Origin of the sequence: Thiothrix litoralis, from assembly GCF_017901135.1 — a bacterium.
Taxonomy (GTDB): Bacteria; Pseudomonadota; Gammaproteobacteria; order Thiotrichales; family Thiotrichaceae; genus Thiothrix; species Thiothrix litoralis.
Genome location: NZ_CP072801.1, coordinates 3796214 through 3810066 on the forward strand (window position 1 = coordinate 3796214; position 13853 = coordinate 3810066).

The 13853-nt window shown below is 54.3% G+C and carries 16 protein-coding genes; 3 read left to right on the forward strand and 13 right to left on the reverse strand.

The window, feature by feature from the left end; translation table 11 throughout:
- Positions 1-26: 26 nt before the first annotated feature.
- Positions 27-3386 (reverse strand): type I restriction-modification system endonuclease, encoded by a 3360-nt coding sequence (hsdR, locus tag J9253_RS18330; protein WP_210222298.1) that lies wholly within the window; start codon positions 3384-3386, stop codon positions 27-29.
- A gap of 238 nt (positions 3387-3624) precedes the next feature.
- On the opposite strand from hsdR, the gene leuA reads away from it, so the two are divergent.
- A complete protein-coding gene (gene leuA, locus J9253_RS18335) occupies positions 3625-5295 on the forward strand; it encodes a 2-isopropylmalate synthase (protein WP_210222299.1) in 1671 nt (556 codons plus the stop codon).
- Positions 5296-5371: 76 nt separating this feature from the next.
- Positions 5372-6097 (forward strand): ATP-binding protein, encoded by a 726-nt coding sequence (locus J9253_RS18340; protein WP_210222300.1) that lies wholly within the window; start codon positions 5372-5374, stop codon positions 6095-6097.
- A 34-nt stretch (positions 6098-6131) separates the two neighbouring features.
- On the opposite strand, the gene J9253_RS18345 is transcribed toward J9253_RS18340, so the two are convergent.
- The 7 genes from J9253_RS18345 to J9253_RS21050 form a co-directional block, all read right to left on the reverse strand.
- Positions 6132-6485, reverse strand: a complete 354-nt coding sequence (locus J9253_RS18345; protein ID WP_210222301.1) for a DUF5615 family PIN-like protein — start codon at positions 6483-6485, stop codon at positions 6132-6134.
- Positions 6482-6715, reverse strand: coding sequence for a DUF433 domain-containing protein (locus J9253_RS18350; protein ID WP_210222302.1), 234 nt, complete (start codon positions 6713-6715; stop codon positions 6482-6484). Before J9253_RS18350 ends, J9253_RS18345 begins: the two co-directional genes overlap by 4 nt.
- Positions 6716-6921: 206 nt before the next feature.
- Complete coding sequence (locus J9253_RS18355; RefSeq protein WP_210222303.1) at positions 6922-9042, reverse strand: tetratricopeptide repeat protein; 2121 nt, start codon at positions 9040-9042, stop codon at positions 6922-6924.
- Positions 9043-9045: 3 nt separating this feature from the next.
- The gene (locus tag J9253_RS18360; protein ID WP_210222304.1) at positions 9046-9348 is read right to left on the reverse strand and encodes a hypothetical protein; all 303 of its coding nucleotides are present in this window, start codon (positions 9346-9348) and stop codon (positions 9046-9048) included.
- A gap of 103 nt (positions 9349-9451) precedes the next feature.
- On the reverse strand, positions 9452-9925 hold the full coding sequence (locus J9253_RS18365; protein WP_210222305.1) for a DUF3368 domain-containing protein: 474 nt from the start codon (positions 9923-9925) through the stop codon (positions 9452-9454).
- Positions 9925-10179: a UPF0175 family protein gene (locus J9253_RS18370; RefSeq protein ID WP_210222306.1), complete on the reverse strand. Its 255-nt coding sequence runs from the start codon at positions 10177-10179 to the stop codon at positions 9925-9927. The genes J9253_RS18365 and J9253_RS18370 overlap by 1 nt, the downstream gene beginning before the upstream one ends.
- A 35-nt stretch (positions 10180-10214) precedes the next feature.
- Positions 10215-10310 carry a hypothetical protein gene (locus J9253_RS21050; RefSeq protein WP_308898114.1) on the reverse strand — a complete coding sequence of 32 codons (96 nt, stop codon included), beginning with the start codon at positions 10308-10310 and terminating at the stop codon, positions 10215-10217.
- Between J9253_RS21050 and J9253_RS18380 the strand changes: the two genes are divergently transcribed.
- The gene (locus J9253_RS18380) at positions 10266-10901 is read left to right on the forward strand and encodes an alpha-isopropylmalate synthase regulatory domain-containing protein (RefSeq protein ID WP_323128852.1); all 636 of its coding nucleotides are present in this window, start codon (positions 10266-10268) and stop codon (positions 10899-10901) included. The two genes, J9253_RS21050 and J9253_RS18380, sit on opposite strands and share 45 nt — an antisense overlap.
- On the opposite strand, the gene J9253_RS18385 is transcribed toward J9253_RS18380, so the two are convergent.
- The 5 genes from J9253_RS18385 to J9253_RS18405 form a co-directional block, all read right to left on the reverse strand.
- Positions 10876-11331 (reverse strand): DUF695 domain-containing protein, encoded by a 456-nt coding sequence (locus J9253_RS18385; protein WP_028488322.1) that lies wholly within the window; start codon positions 11329-11331, stop codon positions 10876-10878. The genes J9253_RS18380 and J9253_RS18385 overlap by 26 nt on opposite strands.
- 77 nt (positions 11332-11408) lie before the next feature.
- Positions 11409-12005, reverse strand: coding sequence for an FMN-binding negative transcriptional regulator (locus J9253_RS18390; RefSeq protein WP_210222309.1), 597 nt, complete (start codon positions 12003-12005; stop codon positions 11409-11411).
- Between the two features lie 40 nt (positions 12006-12045).
- Entirely contained in the window at positions 12046-12453 is a 408-nt protein-coding gene (locus J9253_RS18395) for an RNA-guided endonuclease TnpB family protein (protein WP_266097353.1), read from the reverse strand.
- Positions 12422-13417 (reverse strand): IS481 family transposase, encoded by a 996-nt coding sequence (locus J9253_RS18400; RefSeq protein WP_210222310.1) that lies wholly within the window; start codon positions 13415-13417, stop codon positions 12422-12424. The genes J9253_RS18395 and J9253_RS18400 overlap by 32 nt, the downstream gene beginning before the upstream one ends.
- Before the next feature lie 180 nt (positions 13418-13597).
- Positions 13598-13849 (reverse strand): hypothetical protein, encoded by a 252-nt coding sequence (locus J9253_RS18405; RefSeq protein WP_210222311.1) that lies wholly within the window; start codon positions 13847-13849, stop codon positions 13598-13600.
- Positions 13850-13853: the final 4 nt, after the last annotated feature.

Consider the following 13853-nt stretch of genomic DNA (forward strand, 5'->3'; position numbering starts at 1 on the left):
ACCAAGTAAGAATATCATGCCTATAATCAAGACCACAACGCCCGATTAAAGCGTTGCAACACCGCGCCCACCGGCTCGTCAAACAGCTTGTTGGCGCGTTTGATACCGCCAAATTGGTGCTTGAAAACGCCCTGATCCAGCACCGCTTCATCGACGATCAGGTTGGCTTTCATCTGCTTGGCGATCAGTTCCAGCCATTGCTTTTGCGGGGTTTTCCACGGCTGTTGCGCCAGCATTTTTGCCAGTGCCTGATCGACACGCTGTTCCCACGGAATCAGCGCCTCGCCGAGTGCTGCCTGACGGATGAAACCGATAATGCGCGCGGCGATGTCTTCGCTTTTCACTTCGTTCCAGGCAGTTTGCAAATCCTGTTCGCGGAAATGGTTACGCTCCAGTTCCACCGCCAGCACTTTCAAATCGGCGCGGCTCAGTTCCCACGGCTTTTGCACCACGGTTTGCAGCGCTACCATGCGGTTGCCGTTGGCCTTGATGAAATCGTTGAAAGCTTGCAGGTAATCTTCCGGTTTTTGCCCATCGCCATAGCCGGTAGTGACAGCAATGACCTCATCCTCATGGCTGGAAATCACCACGGCGGGGCGATTGCCACTGCCCTGCACTTTCCTGTCGAGCAGCTCACCCAAGCCGGGGTGTTGGGTAAACCACGCGGCGACCTGTTGCGGCGGCATCGCTTTGAGTGCCTTGGCGAAATCGGTGGGCGACTGACCGACGATGGTTTCAAACTGGCTGGCCTGCGTCTCGCTGAGGAAGTTTTTCTTCACCTGCAATTTGGCGATGAATTGGCGTTTCGCCAGCTCCTGCAAAGCGGGTTCATCGTCGCGGCGCATTTCCTGTTCCAGCGTCCCAAAATTGATGTCCACCTTGGTGACGACCGGCTTCATGGTGTTCACGTCTTCGAGCTGCTTGTAAATGTCCACTGCGTCGTAAATACGGAACGGGCCTTTGCCGATTTCCGGGCACAGCCGTGTCGCCCGCCCCAGCATTTGCTCAAACAGGATGCGGCTGTTCACCCGGCGTAAAAACACCAGATTGCTGATGCTGGGAACATCCACACCTGTGGTCAGCAAATCCACCGTCACTGCAATGTTCGGCAAGCGGTCGTTTTTGTAGGCACGGATTTTATCCAGCGGCTTATCACTCGCCCCGGTGATTTTCTGGATGGCATCATCATCGACTTCGCCGTGGTAGTGGGTGCAAGCTTCCTTGAGCGCTTCCACCACCTCGTCGGCGTGCTTGTCGGTCACGCAGAAAATCAGCGTCTTAGCCTGTGAATACGGGTCGATGGCATCGCTTTCAATCAGCCATTGGGTGATCACTTTGGTGAAGTTGGGCGCAATCACCCGGCGGTTGAATTCGGTAATGTCGAAGTCCAGCTCATCCGGGGTGTTATAGGTTTCCAGCGTATGGCTGTCCGCCTTGTACACCTGCACTTCCTCATTCACGCCGTAATGGATACCCTGTTCCGCCAGTTTGGTGTGTACCCGGATCGGTGGTAAATGGTCATTGAGGTAGCCATCCAGCACCGCTTCCGGGTAGGTGTAACTGAAGACCGGCGCGTCGAAAATATCGGTGGTATGCAACGCAGGCGTAGCGGTCAGGCCAATCTTGAAGGCATCGAAGTAATCAATCACGCTGCGGTATTTGGACTGGTAATCCTTCTGGTTACGGAACAGGATTTCGGTGTCGCTCAATTCCCGATCCAGCAAATAACCGCGATGGCATTCATCGACAATGATGCAGTCGTACTGCCCGACACCCGGCTTGTTGTCATTATCGCCCGGATAGAGGACGCGCTTCACCAGCCCTTGCACCGTGGCGACATGCACCTTGGTGTCGTCGGCAGGTTGCTTGTCATCCAGCGTCATCAGGCCAAAGGTGTCGGCGAAGGTATTCAGGTTTTCCAGCCGCACTTCCTTGAAATCATTGGCGGTTTGTTCGCCCAGTGCGGCACGATCAACCAGAAACAGAATGCGCCGGAAACGCTCAGCCTTGAGCAAGCGGTACACCAGCGCAATCGCGGTTTTGGTTTTGCCGGTGCCGGTCGCCATGGCGATCAGGGCTTTATCCTTGCCTTGCTTGATGGCGGTTTCGACCGATTTGATGGCAGCAATCTGGTAGTCGCGTAATTTCAGGTCGTAATCAAACCCCATGTTGTCCAATGCGACCTCGGCCTGTTGCGGGGTCTGGCGCAGAAAAGTTTTGATTTCATGCGGGCTGTACCAGCCTTTCAACGCTTTGCGGCGGTTGGCGGCGTCGCGCACATCCAGAAACCAGATGCCGCTTTCCTGCTCCAGTTGCTTGAGGTAAGGGCGGCCATTGGTGGCGAAGACCAGCGGCACGGAAACATCCAGACCGCTCACGTAACGCTTGGCTTGGTCGATGGCGCTGTAAACATTTTTGGCGCTCTTTTTCGCCTCGATCACCGCCACCGGCGTTAGTCCCATGAACAGCACGTAATCCGCCGGGCCGGAGGCGGTCGGCCATTCGGCAATGGCGCGGTTTTCATTGGCAAGCGGGCGTGCGCCTTTCCCATAACGCAGGTTGACGCTATCGGCCTGCCAACCGGCTTCGTTGAGTTGCTGGTCGATCAACACGCGGGTTTCGGCTTCGCTGAGCTGGAACACTGACTTTTCGACGCGGGCAATTTCGGCAGCCTGAGTTTGCTGATCCTGCTGCTCAAAGCGGGTTTTGTAGGCGGTATTGGCAGCCGCCATTTCCGCTTGCAAGGCCGCCAGCCGGGTTTCATTTTCAGCCGCCAGTGCTTCCCAAATTTGGCTTTCTGCGGCCATTTGTTCGGCACGTTTGCGTTCGGCGGCGGCTTTTTCGGCTTCGACCTGCTTGAGCTGTTCGGCGATTTCCAGCCGTTCTGCCGCTGTTTTTTGCTGGCGTTGCAGCTCATTGAAGGCGGCTTCCAATTGGCGCACCTCTGCCGAGGGGTCTGGTGGTTTGACATAAGCGCCGGGCTTGAAACCTTTGGCCTTGTCACCGCCAAACGCTTGGTGATACCACGCACTGAGCGCATAGCCGACCTGCAAGGCTTGCAAAGCGTCGCGGTGGTTACTGGAGGTAATGTCGTGGTTGGCGGCATTGCCCAGTTTTCGCAAGGTGTGGAAAGCATCCTTGATGCGCGGGTCAAGCCGCAGGGTGTCATCGAGGTCGCGCAGCAGGTCGATTTGCTTGATGTCCTGCCCAAAGGCTACGCCTACCCGTGCTGCCAGCGTTTGCGCGAGGGCTTCACCGAGTTGGCGCATTTTGATCAGGGTGGTATTGGGGTCGGGAACGAAGCAGCTTTCAGCGGTTTCTGCCAAACGCGCCAATAATGCATCGTGATGCTTGAGAAAACCAAAGTTGGTATTGTTGCTGCCCATTGACCATGCCCCTGCCATTCGCTACCGCGTGGTGCGGATAGATCACGAATATAGCAGCAACAAGAGGGGGCATGTTCGGCGTGATGCAGATGTTCATTCCAATTAGGCATAAAACACCAATAAATCTTAATTTAAAGCAATATTCTATCAATAAATCGAGTTATCGGGCTTCAAAACGCAATCGCCTGCCACACGCTTTGCCTTAATCTATCGGCATCACTTACAGGAGCAGATTGCCATGTTGACGAATCCGGCCACCAAATACCGCCCCTTCCCGCCAGTCGCCTTGACTGACCGCCAATGGCCGAGCCGCACCCTTACTCAGCCACCGATCTGGATGAGCACCGACTTGCGTGACGGCAATCAAGCCCTGTTCGAGCCGATGAATGCCGAGCGCAAACGGCGCATGTTCCACACCCTGTGTCAGATTGGTTTCAAGGAAATCGAGGTGGCGTTCCCTTCCGCCTCGCAAACCGATTTTGATTTCGTGCGCGAATTGATCGAAGGCCAGCACATCCCCGCCGATGTCACCATCGAAGTGTTGACGCAAGCGCGAGAACATTTGATCCGTCGCACGATGGAATCCTTGCGCGGTGCACGCCGGGCGATTGTGCATGTGTACAATGCCACCTCCCAACCGTTCCGCGACAGCGTGTTTCACATGAGCAAAGCGGACGTGTTGGGCATGGCAGTGTCGGCGGTAGCGTTGATCAAACACTTGGCCGAAGCACAGCCGGAAACCGAATGGGTGCTCGAATACAGCCCGGAAACCTTCAGCGCCACCGAACTGGATTTCGCCCGCGACGTGTGTGACGCGGTAACAGAGACGTGGGGCGCAACCCCCGACAGGCCGGTGATTATCAACCTGCCCGCCACGGTCGAAATGTCCACCCCGAATGTGTACGCCGACCAAATTGAATGGATGCACCGCGAACTGGCTCGCCGCGACAGCGTGATCCTCAGCGTGCACCCGCACAATGACCGAGGCACGGCAGTGGCAGCAACGGAATTGGCCTTATTAGCAGGCGCTGACCGGGTGGAAGGTTGCTTGTTCGGCAGTGGCGAACGCACCGGCAACGTCGACATCGTGACCTTGGCCTTGAACCTTTACACCCAAGGCATTGCCCCCGGCTTGGACTTTTCCGACATCAACGCGGTGGCGCGGACGGCGGAATATTGCACGCAATTGCCGATCCACCCGCGTCACCCCTATGTGGGCGACTTGGTGTTTACCGCGTTTTCTGGCTCGCATCAGGATGCCATCAAGAAAGGCTTTGCCGCCCAAGCAGCCGATGCGCACTGGAACGTGCCGTACTTGCCGATTGACCCGGCGGACGTGGGGCGCAGTTACGATTCAGTGATCCGCGTCAACAGCCAGTCGGGTAAAGGCGGGATTGCGTATTTGCTGGAAAGTGCTTATGGCATCGTCATGCCGCGCCGCTTGCAGGTCGAGTTTTCCAGCGTGGTGAAAGACCACACCGACCAGCAAGGTTGCGAGGTGAACGCCAACGACCTCTGGAATATTTTCGCCGCGACGTATCTGGAAACTGCCACGCCCGTGCGTTACTGCGAACACCATTTGTTTGAGCACGGCAAGGCGCAAGGCATCCGCTTGGTGATCGAGCAAAACGGCATTCAGCACGAGCTGACTGGCGAAGGCAATGGTCCGATTGATGCGGCAGTCCATGCCTTGCAAGGGGTGGGCATCCGCGTGCAAGTGCGCAGTTACGAGGAACGTTCCATCGGTGCCAGCGACGAGGCGGGCAATGCCCAAGCCTGTGCTTTCATCGAGTTGCGGCCAGTGAATGGCAGCGCCGAACACTATGGCGTGGGGATCGACGGCAATATTATTACCGCCTCCATCAAAGCCTTGGTGAGCGGGGTTAACCGTAACGCTTCAGCACTTTAGTCGCATACGACAAGTAAAATCTTGGTGCAAGGACAGCTTTTTCAACCTCAAGGTCACATTCCGCGAATTTCTGGAATTGGAAACGGGCGAAACCTTTGAGGCGGTGACGCTGGATTCACTGCTCCAGCATCATCCGCAATTGGCGATAGAAACTGTCAGCCGAATCAAACCGCTGGCGTATTTGCCCGCGTATCTGGAACACGGTGCTTACCCGTTTTACCGCGAGGCAGGGTCGACCTATTTGCCGCGCTTGCTGAATGCTTCGATGCAGGTGATCGAGACGGACATCCCCGCGCTTCACTCAGTTGACTACGACAAGGTGAATGCGCTGAAAAAGCTGATGGTGATGTTGTGCCAAAGCGAGCCTGACGACATCAATGTGTCCAAGCTGTGCGGCGCGGTGGAGCTGAACCAGAAAACCCTCTACAAATACCTTGGGTTGTTACAGGCGGGCGGGTTGTTGCGCCTGTTGGGGGCGAAATCCAGCGGGGTCAGCATTATTTCCAAGCCGGAAAAACTGTATCTGGATAACACCAATCTGTTTGCCATCTTTTGTAACCAGCCTAAAGCGGGAACGCTGCGCGAGACGTTTTTTGCTTCGATGCTGTCTTATCACCACACTTTGAATTATCCCAAAAGCGGGGATTTTTTGGTGGATGGGCAGTATGTGTTTGAGGTTGGCGGCAAAGCCAAATCGAAGAAGCAGATCAAGGATGAAACGACGGCTTGGGTGGTGGCGGATGGGTTGGAAATTGGGGTGGAGGGGAAGATTCCGCTGTGGTTGTTTGGGTTTTTGTATTGAGTGAAGCCGTATTGGTGGACTGCAAAACATTCCTTCACACATGAAAAATCAATCTATCATGCGTCAATTCGATGAAGCGAAACTCCGCAAAGCCCGCCTGAATTCTTTCCATATTGTTGCTGAATAAGGCTTTGAGTTCGTCATTGCGAATATTTCCGGTTGATACCAGCAGCAATTTCCACGGCTGATCTTGCAGCCAAAAGGAATCGACAAAATCAGAGTCCTTCGTGATAACAATGCGTTGCTCGGCAATGGAAAGTTCATTGATGAACTGATCCGTAGTACGGTTGCCAAGCGGCAGACCCAGTGTATGGCGCGTGTCGTAGCCCATGTCTTTCAGTTGGATAGCCAGCTTACGGGGCAGGTGAGCATCTACCAGAAACTTCATGCAGCTTGAGCCATTTCAATGCGTTTGACTTGGGAAAGACGGGTGGCGTAGGCCAGTACCGCTAACAGGTCTGCCCGTTCTAGGTCTTCATAATCATCAAGAATTTCTTCGATGCTCATGCCAGAACTGAATAATTCCATCATGATTTCAACAGGGTAACGCAAGCCACGGATGGTGGGTTTGCCGTGACAGATAGCAGGGTCGATAGTGATGCGGTTGTTTAGGTTCATCGGAATGCCTCTTGGGTGCTATTCGGTAAGGATACCACAAGGATGATGAGTTTGAGGTAGTTGGTTCAGCATCATTTCCAAGTCGGAATGGTCGCATGGGTAGTAGCGGATGGGCTGGTTGTGGGGTGGGGGGGAAAATTCCGCTGTGGTTGTTTGGGTTTTTGTATTGATTGGCAGCCCGCATGAGCGGGCGATGAATGTGTGGGTTAGCGTTTGGCGGCTTTGGCGTTCTCAATCAGTTGCAGCCCATAGTCGTACTTTTCCCCGAATACGCCGGGGGCTTGCTCAGCGAGCGGCGCGAACAGTTGGGCGGATTCTTGCAGCAGAGGCAGTGCCTTGGCGGGTTCGTTCCAGCCCAGATATGTTATGCCAAATGCCGCCAGTGTATTCGCCACGTCGGGCAGGTACACCGCTGGGTTGTCCTTGGCGAGTTGGCGGAAGAGGGTAAGTGCTTCGGTGAAGAGGGTTTCGGCTTCCTTACGCCGCTGGCGGTCAGCTTTCACCAATATACCAAGGTTGTTCAGCGTCATTGCCACGTCAGGCAGGTACACTGCTGGGCTGTCCTTGGCGAGTTGGCGGCGGAGAGTGAGTGCTTCGGTATAGAAGGTTTCGGCTTCCTTGCGCCGCTGGCTGTCATCCGCCACCAAGATACCAAGGTTGTTCAGCGTCGCCGCCACGTCGCGCAGGTACACCGCTGGGAGTTGGCGGTTGATGGTGAGTGCTTCGGTGAAGAGGATTTCGGCTTCCTTGCGCCGCTGGCGGTCAGCTTTCACCAAGAGACCAAGGTTGTTCAACGTCATTGCCACGTCGGGCAGGTGCACTGCTGGGTTGTCCTTGGCGAGTTGGCGGCGGAGAGTGAGTGCTTCGGTGAAGAGGGTTTCGGCTTCCTTGCGCCGCTGGCTGTCAGCCATCACTAATGCACCAAGGTTGTTCAGCGTGCCTGCCACGGAGGGCAGGTACACTGCTGGGTTGTCCTTGGCGAATTGGCGGCGGAGAGTGAGTACTTCGGTGAAGAGGGTTTCGGCTTCCTTGCGCCGCTGGCTGTCAGCCATCACTAATGCACCAAGGTTGTTCAGCGTGTTTGCCACGTCGGGCAGGTACGCTGCTGGATTGTCCTTGGCGAGTTGGCGGAGGAGGGAGAGTGCTTCGGTGAAGAGAGTTTCGGCTTCCTTGCGCCGCTGGCTGTCAGCCATCAGTAATGCACCAAGGTTGTTCAGGCTTAACGCCACGTCGCGCAGGTACACCGCTGGATTGTCCTTGGCGAGTTGGCGGTGGAGGGTCAGTGCGCCAGTGAAGAAGGTTTCGGCTTCCTTGCGCCGCTGGCTGTCAGCTTTCATCAAGATGCCAAGGTTGTTCAGCGTCATCGCCAGGTCGTGCAGGTACACTGCTGGGAGTTGGCTGTGGATGGTGAGTGCTTCGGTGTAAAGGATTTCGGCTTCCTTGCGCCGCTGGCTATCAGCAGCCACCAAGAGACCAAGGTTGTTCAGCGCCATTGCCAGGTCGGACAGGTATACCGCTGGGTTGTCCTTGGCAAGCTGGCGGCAAAGGGTAAGTGCCTCGGTGTAAAGGATTTCGGCTTCCTTGCGCCGCTGGCTGTCAGCAGCCACCAAAAGACCAAGGCTGTTCAGCGTGCTTCCCACTGCGTGCAGGTACACCGCTGCGTTGTCCTTGGCGAGTTGGCGGCGGAGAGTGAGTTCCTCGGTGAAGAGGGTTTCGGCGGCGCGGTATTGGTTGTTGTCCTGCAAAAACTTGGCATAGGTAAACAGGCGGTCGGGTGTCCTGCCGGATTTGAGTGCTTTTTCAAAATAGCCACTGGTTTGGGCAATGCGTTGACCGCCCAAGCTGTAGTCAATCGCCGTCAGGCTTGCTTTCAATAGCCATTCGTTGGCTTTGTCATCAAGTTGGGCGGTGATGGTTGCCTGTTCTTCCTGTAGCTGCTGCTGTTTGTCAAGCAGGGCATCTTGTTCTTGGGTGATACTTTCCGCATCCAGCACCGCACGCGCTTGCACGTATTCACCCGCTTCAAAATGTTGCTTGGCTAACTTCAGCCGCTTGGTATTGAGTGGGATACGTTGGAAATCTTCCGCCAGCTTTAGCACATCGCGCTTGAAGTCTTCCATCTGTTGAAGTAATTGCGCTAAATCTTGCCGGAAGTCAGGGTCGGCGGGGTATTGTGCTACTTTCTGTTGTAGTTTCTGCCGCTGGCTTTCCATTGCTTGATAGGATGCGGAATGGTAGAGGTTTTGGATGATTTGGTTATCGTTGCCAACAATGGCATGACCGCCATCCGTGGTGATACTGCCCATGTGGATGTCGGATGCTGCCATGTCTCAGCCTATACTGTTGCGATTACCAACAATCACCGAACCGCCCGTGGTCGAGATATTGCCCGTGGTAATGGCGCTAATATCGCCCGTACCACCCATCGCCAATTGCGTGAGACTGTCGCGTAATGCTTGATTGGTTTCCAGCATTGCCTGTAACGCAATCTCGAATTCAATTTGCTGGTTGTTGGCAGTATAGCCAGAGAGCCGCGCAAAACCTGCGCCCGTCAGTGTTTTGATGCCATCGTAAGCCGCATTGCCGACCACACCACCCGCAATGGCACTCCACGCAAAATTGGTTAATTCCATTATGTCCATCGTAAGCCTCTTCGTAAAATTTGTATTGCCAAAGATTGTAGCAATATTCGCAGGGGCTTATAGTTTTTTCAATGGAGTGCGATGGGCAAGGCTGTCATTCTCCAGCAATCAACAACGCCTTGTCGATCAGCTTGGGGCTGAGATGAGCATCGGTTTGCTGAATGATGTGCAGATAAGGCTTAATGGTGGAAATTAGTTGATTTTCTTTGGCTAACAACAAGATACCGACACTGCCGATAATGTGAATATCGTTGCGTAAAGCGGCTTTCCGTGCCCGTAAGTCATCAATAAGCAGGCGATCGGCATGTTGCTTTTTATACAAAGCCATTGCTTGCAGTTCACCATTACCCAATCCCTCGGTGGTAATAACGAAATCATGCAAATCAATCGCCAGCACTTTATCTTGCAAGTAGAGCCGTAGTTTGTCCGCTTGCGGTTTACCTTGAACAGTCGCTTCCTGAAACACCGCTTGAGGCACGCGAACATCTGCAAACAAAGTATCCAGCCAGCTCAATCCATCGCACGCAGCTATGGCAACCAGTGGAGAGGTATCGGCAATAACCAGCATCAGCAGGCTAACCGAAAATCAGCCAGCTCGGCTTCCAAGTCTTCGGGCGTGTAGTTGATGGTCGGAATGTCGTGTTTTTTGCACTCTGCCATGAAGGTGTAGCGGTCAACGCCTGCCAGTTCGGTTGCAGCACCTACGGACAGTTTTCCGGCTTGGAACAGGGCAAGGGCTGCGTATAGCTTGAGGGTGCTGGCAATTTCTGGTTTGGTCTTATCCAGCCCAAAGTATTCGGGGATGTCCATTGTGATTTGCATGTCATTATTCCTCGTAGAAAGATGCTGCCTCCATTCTATATAGGCAACGCCGTCTTATCCACCACTCGACACAGCACAAAGCTGGAATGCACCCCGCTCACCCCCAGAATTCGCGTAATGCGGTTGAGCAGCAATTCCTGAAACGCATCCATATCCTTGACCACCACCTTGAGCTGGTAGTCGGTGGCCAGTCGGGCAAAGGCGGGATTGCGTATTTGCTGGAAAGTGCTTACGGCATCGTCATGCCGCGCCGCTTGCAGGTCGAGTTTTCCCGCGTGGTGAAAGACCACACCGACCAGCAAGGTTGCGAGGTGAACGCCAACGACATCTGGAATATTTTCGCCGCAACGTATCTGGAAACTGCCACGCCCGTGCGTTACTGCGAACACCATTTGTTTGAGCACGGTAAGGCGCAAGGCATCCGCTTGGTGATCGAGCAAAACGGCATTCAGCACGAGCTGACTGGCGAAGGTAATGGTTCGATTGATGCGGCAGTCCATGCCTTACAGGGAGTAGGTATCCGCGTGCAAGTGCGCAGTTACGAGGAACGTTCCATCGGTGCTAGCGACGAGGCGGGCAATGCCCAAGCCTGTGCTTTCATCGAGTTGCGGCCAGTGAATGGCAGCGCCGAACACTATGGCGTGGGGATCGACGGCAATATTATTACCGCCTCCATCAAAGCCTTGGTGAGCGGGGTTAACCGTAACGCTTCAGCACTTTAGTCGCATACGACAAGTAAAACTCGCCTTGCGCGTCGGTTTCATGGTCGAGGCTGATGGGGAGTTTTTCCCCTAAGCCTTCCGCCGAATTCAGCCGGTTCTGGAAGGCTGATTTATTCCGCGCCAACAAGATAAATTCGCGGTGAGCAGGTTCGGTGAACACCATCACCAGTAACGCGGCATGGTCGGCTTGCATCACCGCGCACAAGGCGTTTTCAAAGTCTTTCATGCGGGTAAGCTCGGCCGCGCTGGGCAAGCCTTCTGCGTCGAGTTCGGCGAACTCCCACAAGACGCTGAAGCGTTCCGGGTAATTACGGAAGGGGAAATTCGCGCCCACATCCAGCAGCCGTAACAGGTGTAAACCGTCATCAGCGGCAGCTTGTTGGACAACTGTCCACTCGGGTTCGGTGGGGGTGCTGTGATTTTCTGACATGATCATTTATCCGGGCTGGCTGCAAACACGTGATCTTAGGTTAAAACGGAGCCTGTGCAAGTATTACAGCTATTACATCAAAGTCTTTGTGCCATCAATGCCGCCACACTGCGCTCGTTTTCGCTGCTGCTGGCTTCGAGGGCTTGCATAACATTGTGCTGATCTGCCGCGCTGCGATTCTGGCTCAGTTTGTATTTGGCTTGTAGGGATTCGATGGTGATTTCAAAACCAACGATGGCTTCCAACATTTTGTCGGGGTAAGCGGGAATCCATGCGTTGGGGGTATCGCCTTCGTAGTAATGGCTAAGGTGTTCCACCTGCGCTTTTAACCATGCGGTATCGTGAATGACGCGAACCGTGCCGTAAACATGTACGGCGGTGTAATTCCAGGTGGGTACGCCTGTTCCTTCGTACCATGTCGGTGAAACGTAGGCATGTGCGCCTTGGAACATCGCTAACACCTGCGGATTTGCGGCCAAGTGCTGCCATTGTGGGTTAGCTTTGGCAAGATGCCCGGAAAGCGTCAGCGTTTCGCCCTGTTCCAGCAAAAACGGGATGTGGCTGGCACAGGGAACGCCTGCGTCAACCGTGACCAGCGTGCCGAAGGCGTGGGCAGCGATGAAGTGCAAGATTTCGGCTTGGTCGTGTTCGGCAAAGTATTTGGGAATGTGCATATTGACTACTCCCCACGGCTAAAGCCGGGGGATTCCTAATTCACCGAGAACAGGACGACGACACCGAAATGCCATCGCCACTAACATTCTCTCCAAAGGCTAACACCGCCAGCCCGGCGGCTAAAATGTTACGTGCTGCATTCACGTCACGGTCGTGGGTTGTGCCGCATTCGGGGCACTCCCACGATCGCACGTCCAGCGGCATGTTTTCTTTCACGAACCCACAGCAGGAACAGCGTTTAGTGGACGGGAAGAATCTCCCTATCTCAACGTATGTCCTCCCGTACCAGCCAGCTTTGTACGCAAGCTGGCGAGTGAACTCACCCCAACTTGCATCCGCAATGTGCTTGGCTAACGTTGGGTTCTTAATCATGTTCTTCACGGCGAGGTTTTCAGCACAAACCACTTGGTTCTCGTTAATCAGTTTGCGGGACAACTTGTGTGTCAAGTCCCGATAGATCATATACTTTCTTTTTGAATAAATCTGGCTTCTTTTTCTGCCATTCCTTGAGTGCTTGAATAGGGGTTTTGTATCCCAGTGCTTTCTGGGGAATGCAGTGGTTGTAGAGCCGTTCATAATGTTTGATCGCGTCAGCCAATTCATTGGATGAGGCGAAACGGGTGGTTTGCAACAAGTCGCTGATACGTCCGTTGAAGCGTTCTACCATGCCGTTGGTTTGGGGGTGGCGTGGCTTGGTGAGGCGGTGTTCAGCCTTGATGCGCTCACAGGCTTTGTCGAATTTATGCTTGCCTGTGGGGTCACGTTCCCCTTTACGGGTAAAGCGGTCGGTGAATTCCTTCCCATTGTCGGTCAGCACGTATTGCACCTTGATGGGGAAGCGCTGCTCTACTTTACCCAAAAAATCCGCTGTACTGGCAGCCGCTTTGTCGGGGTAAATGGCAAGGCACACCATACGACTGGCACGGTCGATGGCGACATACAGGTATTGGTGTTCCTTTTCGTCGGGCATCTTCGGCAAGTATTTGATGTCAATATGGATATAGCCGGGTTCGTAGTCCTTGAACACCTTTTTCGGTGGCGGCTCCTCGCCATACAGTTCCCGCTTCATTACCGCCAGGTTGGCGATCCCATGACGACGCAGGCAGCGGTCTATACCCGAACGGCTGGCGGCGGCATTGATATATTCTTTGGTGATGTGGGTCAGGTCATCCAGCGACAGCAGCAGGGTCTTACGTAGCTCCACCACCAACCATTCCTGTACCTCAGTCAGCGTGGTGTGCAGCGTATCGGGACGGTGCGATTTGTCGGTCATCTCCTCACGGTTCTGCCATTTGCGGATCGTCAGGCGGCTGACATTGTATTGTTTCGCCAGTTCTGCTTGTGTGAGCGGCGATGCCTTGATTTCACTCCGTAATTTCGGGGTTGTCCGTGCTTCGGGATGCAGTTTCATGTACGCTTTGCCTTGTAGCCATGGGTGGATAAGATGCCTTCAAGGATAGCCCGTGCTTTGAATAATGGGTAGCTCCTTGAGGGAATATGATCCCATGGGACATGACAAATCAGCAAACGGGATGTTCAGTTCGCCGGGAAGTATTACCTAGTGTCCCCGAATCCCCAATCGCCTAATGGATCACAAAAACGGATTATCCACCGCATCCCCCGCTGCAAGGGTAATGTGATCCGGCAACGTCCCGCTGGCTTGCTCCGCCTGCAATACTGCCACCATGCCGTCCAGCATGGCTTGCAGTTTCAGCGCCAATTCCAGCCCGGCAGCATCGTGGGTAATATCGAGGCTGCCATACAGCGATACCCGATCCAGCCGGTTTTCAATATTCAGCTCGTTTAATATGCGGGTTTCCGCTTCGTTCTTGAAAAAGTCCATCAGG

Coding starts and splice junctions, on each gene's coding strand:
- hsdR (WP_210222298.1), bottom strand. CDS start 3,386: ATGGGCAGCAACAATACCAACTTTGGTTTTCTCAAGCATCACGATGCA.
- leuA (WP_210222299.1), top strand. CDS start 3,625: ATGTTGACGAATCCGGCCACCAAATACCGCCCCTTCCCGCCAGTCGCC.
- J9253_RS18345 (WP_210222301.1), bottom strand. CDS start 6,485: ATGAAGTTTCTGGTAGATGCTCACCTGCCCCGTAAGCTGGCTATCCAA.
- J9253_RS18350 (WP_210222302.1), bottom strand. CDS start 6,715: ATGAACCTAAACAACCGCATCACTATCGACCCTGCTATCTGTCACGGC.
- J9253_RS18355 (WP_210222303.1), bottom strand. CDS start 9,042: ATGGCAGCATCCGACATCCACATGGGCAGTATCACCACGGATGGCGGT.
- J9253_RS18360 (WP_210222304.1), bottom strand. CDS start 9,348: ATGGAATTAACCAATTTTGCGTGGAGTGCCATTGCGGGTGGTGTGGTC.
- J9253_RS18365 (WP_210222305.1), bottom strand. CDS start 9,925: ATGCTGGTTATTGCCGATACCTCTCCACTGGTTGCCATAGCTGCGTGC.
- J9253_RS18370 (WP_210222306.1), bottom strand. CDS start 10,179: ATGCAAATCACAATGGACATCCCCGAATACTTTGGGCTGGATAAGACC.
- J9253_RS18380 (WP_323128852.1), top strand. CDS start 10,266: ATGCACCCCGCTCACCCCCAGAATTCGCGTAATGCGGTTGAGCAGCAA.
- J9253_RS18385 (WP_028488322.1), bottom strand. CDS start 11,331: ATGTCAGAAAATCACAGCACCCCCACCGAACCCGAGTGGACAGTTGTC.
- J9253_RS18390 (WP_210222309.1), bottom strand. CDS start 12,005: ATGCACATTCCCAAATACTTTGCCGAACACGACCAAGCCGAAATCTTG.
- J9253_RS18400 (WP_210222310.1), bottom strand. CDS start 13,417: ATGAAACTGCATCCCGAAGCACGGACAACCCCGAAATTACGGAGTGAA.
- J9253_RS18405 (WP_210222311.1), bottom strand. CDS start 13,849: ATGGACTTTTTCAAGAACGAAGCGGAAACCCGCATATTAAACGAGCTG.